This is a genomic window from Vibrio sp. CDRSL-10 TSBA (assembly GCA_039696685.1).
Lineage (GTDB): Bacteria > Pseudomonadota > Gammaproteobacteria > Enterobacterales > Vibrionaceae > Vibrio.
Genome location: CP155566.1, coordinates 3,397,366 through 3,404,179 on the forward strand (window position 1 = coordinate 3,397,366; position 6,814 = coordinate 3,404,179).

At 51.1% G+C, this 6,814-nt stretch carries 5 protein-coding genes and 3 pseudogenes; all 8 read right to left on the reverse strand.

Features of this window, described 5'->3' with window-relative positions; genetic code table 11:
• Nucleotides 1–211 precede the first annotated feature (211 nt).
• A pseudogene (gene mnmE, locus ABDK09_23575) lies at nt 212–1,574 on the reverse strand (tRNA uridine-5-carboxymethylaminomethyl(34) synthesis GTPase MnmE).
• Between the two features lie 92 nt (nt 1,575–1,666).
• Nucleotides 1,667–3,296 (reverse strand): annotated as a pseudogene (gene yidC, locus ABDK09_23580) (membrane protein insertase YidC).
• Between the two features lie 2 nt (nt 3,297–3,298).
• Nucleotides 3,299–3,556, reverse strand: coding sequence for a membrane protein insertion efficiency factor YidD (yidD, locus tag ABDK09_23585; GenBank protein ID XAW89531.1), 258 nt, complete (start codon nt 3,554–3,556; stop codon nt 3,299–3,301).
• On the reverse strand, nt 3,523–3,846 hold the full coding sequence (rnpA, locus tag ABDK09_23590; protein XAW89532.1) for a ribonuclease P protein component: 324 nt from the start codon (nt 3,844–3,846) through the stop codon (nt 3,523–3,525). The genes yidD and rnpA overlap by 34 nt, the downstream gene beginning before the upstream one ends.
• Before the next feature lie 46 nt (nt 3,847–3,892).
• The gene (gene rpmH / locus ABDK09_23595) at nt 3,893–4,027 is read right to left on the reverse strand and encodes a 50S ribosomal protein L34 (GenBank protein XAW89533.1); all 135 of its coding nucleotides are present in this window, start codon (nt 4,025–4,027) and stop codon (nt 3,893–3,895) included.
• Nucleotides 4,028–4,277: 250 nt separating this feature from the next.
• Nucleotides 4,278–5,015 carry an amino acid ABC transporter ATP-binding protein gene (locus ABDK09_23600; GenBank protein ID XAW89534.1) on the reverse strand — a complete coding sequence of 246 codons (738 nt, stop codon included), beginning with the start codon at nt 5,013–5,015 and terminating at the stop codon, nt 4,278–4,280.
• Entirely contained in the window at nt 5,012–5,683 is a 672-nt protein-coding gene (locus tag ABDK09_23605; GenBank protein XAW89535.1) for an amino acid ABC transporter permease, read from the reverse strand. Before ABDK09_23605 ends, ABDK09_23600 begins: the two co-directional genes overlap by 4 nt.
• Nucleotides 5,684–5,756: 73 nt before the next feature.
• Nucleotides 5,757–6,504, reverse strand: a pseudogene (locus ABDK09_23610) (amino acid ABC transporter substrate-binding protein).
• Between the last annotated feature and the right edge of the window lie 310 nt (nt 6,505–6,814).

Below are 6,814 nucleotides of genomic sequence, written 5' to 3' on the forward strand. Positions count from 1 at the left end.
AACATGGTAATTCAGGCTAGCAGAATACTAGGGTAAGTTGTGGATAGTAAAGGGCAAGATCATGTTTTGTCCGTGAATGGAAAAGGATCCATGCGGTGGGCAGAGTTATCCACAAACCGGATCGGACCCGGGGATCGTAACGGGGCAGAGGAAAATAAAACGGGCCTGACGTGTTAACGCCAGGCCCGCTATATGGTGGTGATTATTTGCTCTACTTGCCGATACAGAACGACGAGAAGATGCGACCGAGCAAATCATCAGAGCTGAATTCGCCGGTGATCTCATTGAGATGCTGCTGGGCGATACGCAGCTCTTCGGCCAGGATTTCTCCGGCCATGTAGCCTTCAAGCTGCTGCTGACCGATGTCGAGGTGCTCAGCAGCGCGTTTCCAGCGCATCCAGATGGCGGCGACGGGCCATAAAGCCACCTTCCTGATTACCGGAGAAGCCCATGCACTCTTTGAGGTGGGTACGCAGCGCATCTACGCCCTGACCCGTCTTGGCAGACAAGCGGATCAACGTCGGTTGACTGACGTGACAGATCCCCAGCGCTTCGCTGGTTTGATCGACCTTGTTACGGATGACGGTCATGCCCATATGATCCGGCAGGCGGTCGACAAAATCAGGCCAGATATCTTTCGGGTCAGTGGCATCGGTGGTGGTGCCATCGACCATAAACAACACCCGGTCAGCCTGTTTAATTTCTTCCCAGGCACGTTCAATACCAATTTTTTCAACCGCATCGGACGCTTCACGCAGACCGGCGGTATCGATAATGTGCAGCGGCATGCCATCAATGTGGATGTGTTCACGCAGCACGTCACGGGTGGTCCCGGCGATATCGGTTACAATCGCGGATTCTTTGCCGGACAGCGCGTTGAGCAGGCTCGATTTACCGGCATTAGGGCGACCGGCAATCACCACCTTCATCCCTTCACGCATGATAGCGCCCTGGTTGGCTTCCTGACGCACTGCGCTGAGGTTGTCGATGATGGCCTGCAGATCGGCGGAGACTTTACCGTCAGCGAGAAAGTCGATCTCTTCCTCCGGAAAATCAATCGCGGCTTCGACGTAGATACGCAGGTGAATCAAAGACTCGACCAGGGTATTAATCCGCTTTGAGAACTGGCCCTGCAGCGATTGCAGCGCGGATTTAGCCGCTTCTTCCGAGCTGGCATCAATCAGGTCAGCAATCGCTTCGGCCTGGGTCAGATCCAGCTTGTCATTGAGGAAAGCACGCTCGGAAAATTCGCCGGGACGAGCCGGGCGGATACCCGGCAGAGTCAGGATGCGTTTAATCAGCATGTCCATCACCACCGGACCGCCGTGGCCCTGCAGCTCCAGCACATCTTCACCCGTGAATGAGTTCGGGTTAGGGAAGAACAGCGCGATGCCCTGATCGAGCTCTAAGCCATTGGCATCTTTAAACGGCAGATACTCCGCATAACGCGGTTTGAGGGTGCGTCCGGTCACCGCCAGTGCGACGTCAGCCGCTTTAGGGCCCGATACCCGGATAATGCCGACGCCGCCACGACCTGGTGCCGTAGCCTGCGCGACGATAGTTTCGGTAGTCATAACCTTACCTGTTACAGAATCGAATTAGTGTCATTGTAATCAGCGAGCAACAAAAAGGCGACCATCCGGTCGCCTTTGCTTATCCTGAGTGCTTACTTGGTTTTGCTGTGTAAGCCTTTTTTCTCCAGACCTCTGTAAATCAGATTCTGTTGAATCAGAGTTACAATGTTCGATACCAGCCAGTACAGAACCAGACCTGAAGGGAAGAACAGGAAGAAGAAAGTAAACATAACCGGCATAAAGGTCATGATCTTCTGCTGCATTGGATCGGTAATCGTACTCGGGCTCATCTTCTGGATGAAGAACATGCTGACACCCATCAGTAGTGGCAGGATGTAGTACGGGTCTTGTGCCGACAGATCGTGAATCCAGCCAAAGAACGGCGAGTGACGCAGTTCAACCGATTCCATCAGTGCCCAGTACAGTGCAATGAAGATAGGCATCTGCAGGAAGATAGGCAGACAGCCGCCCAGCGGGTTCACTTTCTCTTTCTTGTACAGTGCCATCATCTCCTGGCTCATGCGCTGACGGTCATCGCCGATACGCTCACGCATTTCCTGCAGTTTTGGTTGCAGCATGCGCATTTTCGCCATTGAGGTGTACTGTGCTTTGGTCAGCGGGTACATTGCACCACGCACGATAAAGGTCAGACAGATGATCGCCAGACCCCAGTTGCTGACCAGACCCTGAATGGTTGACAGCAGCCAGTGCAGAGGTTTAGCGATGAACCATAACCAGCCGTAGTCTACAACCAGGTCCAGGTTTGGTGCGGTGGCCGCCATCTGGTCTTGCAGCTTAGGACCAACCCACAGTGTTGCTTTGAACTCTTGGTGCTGGCCGTTGGCAATAGTTTGGTTCGGGATACGGATACCGATGTCGCCCAGATTGCCGATCACGCGTGAGTACAGGTTAGTACCCGCTGCGTCACGTGGAATCCACGCGGTCGCAAAGTAGTGCTGGATCATCGCTGCCCAACCCTGACCGTTTGGCAGGTTGATAGCCAGGTTGCGATCCTGCATGTCATCGAAGCTGTATTTCTGGTAACGGGTATTTTCACTTGAGTAAGCGCCGCCACGGTAAGTTGGCATTGCCAGGCTGCCGCCTGAATCAAGCAGGTTCTGACGCAGGTGTGCGTACATACCCATGGTTGCGTTGTCGCCGGAGTTGTTGGCTACATCGTAAGTCACGTCGATTGCGTAATCGCCGCGTTTGAAAATAAAGGTTTTGGTGTACTCGATACCGTTTGACTGGTAAGTCATCGGAATACGCAGTTCATCCTGGTCATCGGCCAGAGCAAAGCTGTCGCCGTCAACACTGTAAGTCGGGCGGCTGTTGCTGCTCAGATCAATACCTTGCGGGCCAATCAGACCGCTCTGGGCGATGAATTGGTGACCTTGGGTGTTTTTAAGCAGAACAAAAGCGTTGTCAGAGTTCAGCTCTTCAGCGTATTTGTTCAGTTTTGCCAGAACGACATCACCACCAACCGTGTCAATAGACAGAGTCAGTACATCCGTGGTGACTGTAATCACTTTTGCCGCAGCATTGGTTTGTGATGGTACCGGATCGAAACTCATCGGCCAAAGAAGGTGCCGGAGCACTGCTGCTGGTTTGCGCCTGTTCAACCGCTTCTGGGGCCGGGTTCTTTGCTACTTGCCACTGTTGGAAAAGTAAAAAAGAAACCAGCGCCAAAGCGATCAGCAGGATATTACGTTGAGAATCCATCGTTATTTATCTCTGTCTTGTTTTTGGACTGGTGGAACGGGGTCAAATCCCCCTTCGTTCAAAGGGTGGCATTTTAATAGACGTTTGCCGGATAACCAACACCCTTTTACAAATCCGTGAGCTCTCAGCGCTTCTAACGCATAATTGGAGCAAGAGGGTGTAAATCGGCAGCGAGGGCCGATGAGTGGACTAATGAACCACTGGTATAGTTTGACTAAACCAATGGCTAACCACGAGAAGGGCGAGATAGGCGCTGCCATAACTTTTCGAACAAAGTGAACATTTCTTCATTGCTCAAATCTTGCGCGCTTTTTTTGGCAATCACAACAAAATCTTTGTTGGGTAACTGATGCTGATTGAGGCGGAAGCTTTCGCGGGCGAGACGTTTAAAGCGATTTCGACCAACGGCCGTTTTGATTTGCTTTTTTGGTACCGCTAACCCTAAACGAGGATGAGAAAGGTTATTATTGCGTGCAATGATAGTGAAATGAGGGGAGCCTGCTCGGTGAGCTTGCTGGAAGACGGTTTGGTAATGCTCGGGAGTTAACAAACGTAACTCCCGATTAAATGCGTACGTACTCAAAATAAGCTAGCGATTATTTTGACAGGCGCTTACGGCCTTTTGCACGACGTGCATTGATTACTTTACGACCGTTCGCTGTCGCCATACGTGCACGGAAACCGTGAGTACGTTTGCGCTTTAGAACTGTAGGTTGAAAAGTGCGTTTCATTGTTAGTACCTTACTGATCAGTAGTTTCTAGGTTCATAAAACCCGGCGTGGGCAATACATCTTCTCTTTATATAAAGAAAGGACATTCCGACGCCTCTCAACAAAGAGGCGGAATTGTAATCACAGTCACAAAAGGTGTCAATGATTCGGTTTGCCGAAAGCGTAAAGCAATTCCGAATTCGGTTTACTCTGCGCTTCATACTTTCCGGTCGGGCGATTATACGGAGTCTCGCTGAAATCTCAAGGATCCTTAGTCGATCCCGACCTGATTGAGGAACTTTTTCAGGCGAGGATCCTGTGGATGATTAAAAATATCCTGTGGAGAACCCTGTTCAACGATATTGCCCTCGGCCATGAAGATCACCCGATCCGCTACTTCTTTGGCAAATTGCATCTCATGGGTTACCACCAGCATGGTCTGGTGCTGGGTGGCGAGCTTTTTCATCAGGTTCAGCACTTCACCGACCCATTCCGGATCCAGCGCTGAGGTCGGCTCATCAAACAGCAGCAGTTCCGGCTGCAGAGCCATGGCGCGGCCGATACCGACCCGCTGCTGCTGGCCACCGGACAGGGCGGCCGGATAGCTGTCGCCTTTGTCACCGAGACCAATGTCCTCCAGAATTTGCTGGGCACGGGCAAGCGCCTGATCTTTTTTCCAGCCTCGCACCGTGATAAGGCCTTCAGCAATGTTCTGGCGCGCAGTCTGGTGGGCAAACAGGGCGTAGTTCTGAAATACGAAGCCGGTTTTACGGCGCAGGGCCAGCACTTCCGCCTTGCTGTGGTTCTGGCTGTCGACGCTGACATCATCGATAGTAATGGTGCCGCGATCCGCCTGCTCAAGAAAGTTGACGCAGCGCAGCAGGGTTGATTTACCGGTACCGCTTGAGCCGATAATGACGATGATTTCGCCCTGTTCGATCGAGATATCAATCCCTTTCAGGACTTCACTCTGGCCAAAGCGTTTGTGAATATTGCTCAGTTTGATCATCGTGCATACGCCTTATTGAGTTTGTTTTCGGCCCAGGTCTGGATGCGGGTCAGAATCACCACCACACCCCAGTAGATCAGTGCCACCGCCAGGAAGGCTTCAAAGAAGCGGAAACTGGACGAGGCTTCCATCTGTGCTTTGGCCATGATTTCGGCCACACCAAAGGTAAACGCCAGTGAGGTCGATTTGATCATGTCGATAAAGTAGTTCATCAGCGAAGGCAGAGCGACGCGACTGGCCTGGGGCAGAATGATGCGGCGCATGGCCTGGCCGGTGGTCATGCCGACGGAAAGACTGGCTTCCATCTGGGTACGGTCAATACCTATGATGGCGGCGCGAATGGTTTCAGCCATGTAAGCGGCAAAGTGCAGGGTGAGGCCAATCACCGCGGCGCTGAATGCGTCAATGCCGACCAGGATCGGAAAAATCTGCGGCAGGCCATAATAAAGCAGAAACATTTGTACCAGCAGTGGTGTGCCGCGGAAGAAACTGATGTACAGCTGACAAAGCGGTTCCAGTACCGGGATCTTGAAGACGCGGATATTGGCCAGCAGCACCGACAGAATCAGCGCGAAAATCATGCCCAGTGCGGCCATTTCCATGGTGGTGCTGAGATACTTGAGCAGTATCGGCATCAGCCCCAGCATGTATTGAAAATCAAAGCCCATTTACTTCCCCTCAAAGACAGCAAAAGGCGGAATCCTGCGATTCCACCTTTTTAGATTGGTCGGTTGGTAACGATTATTTAGTAATATCAGTACCAAACCATTTTTCTGAAATCTGGCTCAGTGTACCGTCTGCGCGCATCGCAGCAAGTGCCTGGTTCACTTCACCTTGCAGTTTTTGGCCTTTTTCGTTGTTAACAAACGGCCAGGCGTTTCTCGATGGTTTCGAACGGTGAACCGGCCAGTTGCAGTGGCAGGCCTGTTTTATCAATCACTTCCAGTACTGACAGACGGTCCATTACAAATGCATCGGCACGGCCCATTGCGACGTCACGTTCAAAACCTGTGTCATAGGTTTTGATGTTGATTTTGCCGTCGGTATCGTATTTGCGCAGCAGCTGTTCAAAGTTAGAGCCCAGGTTAACCGCGACGGTTTTACCGGCCAGATCTTTAATACCCTGAATGCTGTCGTTACCTTTGCGCACCGCAATTTGAGCACCGTCAATCACGTACGGGTCAGAGAACAGGTATTTGGCCTGGCGCTCTTTGGTGATGGTGATCTGGTTCGAGATAGTATCGATACGACCGGTTTCCAGCAGACCAAACAGGCCGGAGAAGTTTGAGGTCACATATTCAACATGGTAATCGTTACGTTTACCGATTTCGTTCCAGACATCGACTTCGAAACCTTGCAGTTGATCCTGCTTAACGAAAGTAAACGGGAAGTAACGGCCTGACATGCCGACTTTGATGTCCGTTGCTGCCTGTACTGTCGCAGCAGAGAGCGCCAGTGCTGCCACTGCCAGTTTAATCCAGTTTTTCATCTTGTGACTCCTCATTATTTTAGTGTCTCATTTTACTGTTGGATTTCTCAATAGAATAAATAACCAGTGGTTATTAGCCATAACTATATTATGTCTCTATTTTGGGGATAACTTGGATGAATTTTCCAGCATGTGGATCATTATGTGGGTAAATATAGGACTAATTAGCAGGATCCTGGCAAATTGCCCGAAAACATTGTGAATAACTTGGATCTTATTCACTGGATCGTGGATCAATCGCTGGCGATCTGAGTTATCAACAGGTAGAATTGCCAATCTTTACCGATCATTGATTTAGAGTGAGGGAATT

What these genes read in the sequence shown, in the direction of transcription:
- ABDK09_23600 (XAW89534.1), bottom strand. Translation starts at nt 5,015, where the DNA reads ATGATCAAACTGAGCAATATTCACAAACGCTTTGGCCAGAGTGAAGTC.
- ABDK09_23605 (XAW89535.1), bottom strand. Translation starts at nt 5,683, where the DNA reads ATGGGCTTTGATTTTCAATACATGCTGGGGCTGATGCCGATACTGCTC.
- yidD (XAW89531.1), bottom strand. Translation starts at nt 3,556, where the DNA reads ATGGCAGCGCCTATCTCGCCCTTCTCGTGGTTAGCCATTGGTTTAGTC.
- rpmH (XAW89533.1), bottom strand. Translation starts at nt 4,027, where the DNA reads ATGAAACGCACTTTTCAACCTACAGTTCTAAAGCGCAAACGTACTCAC.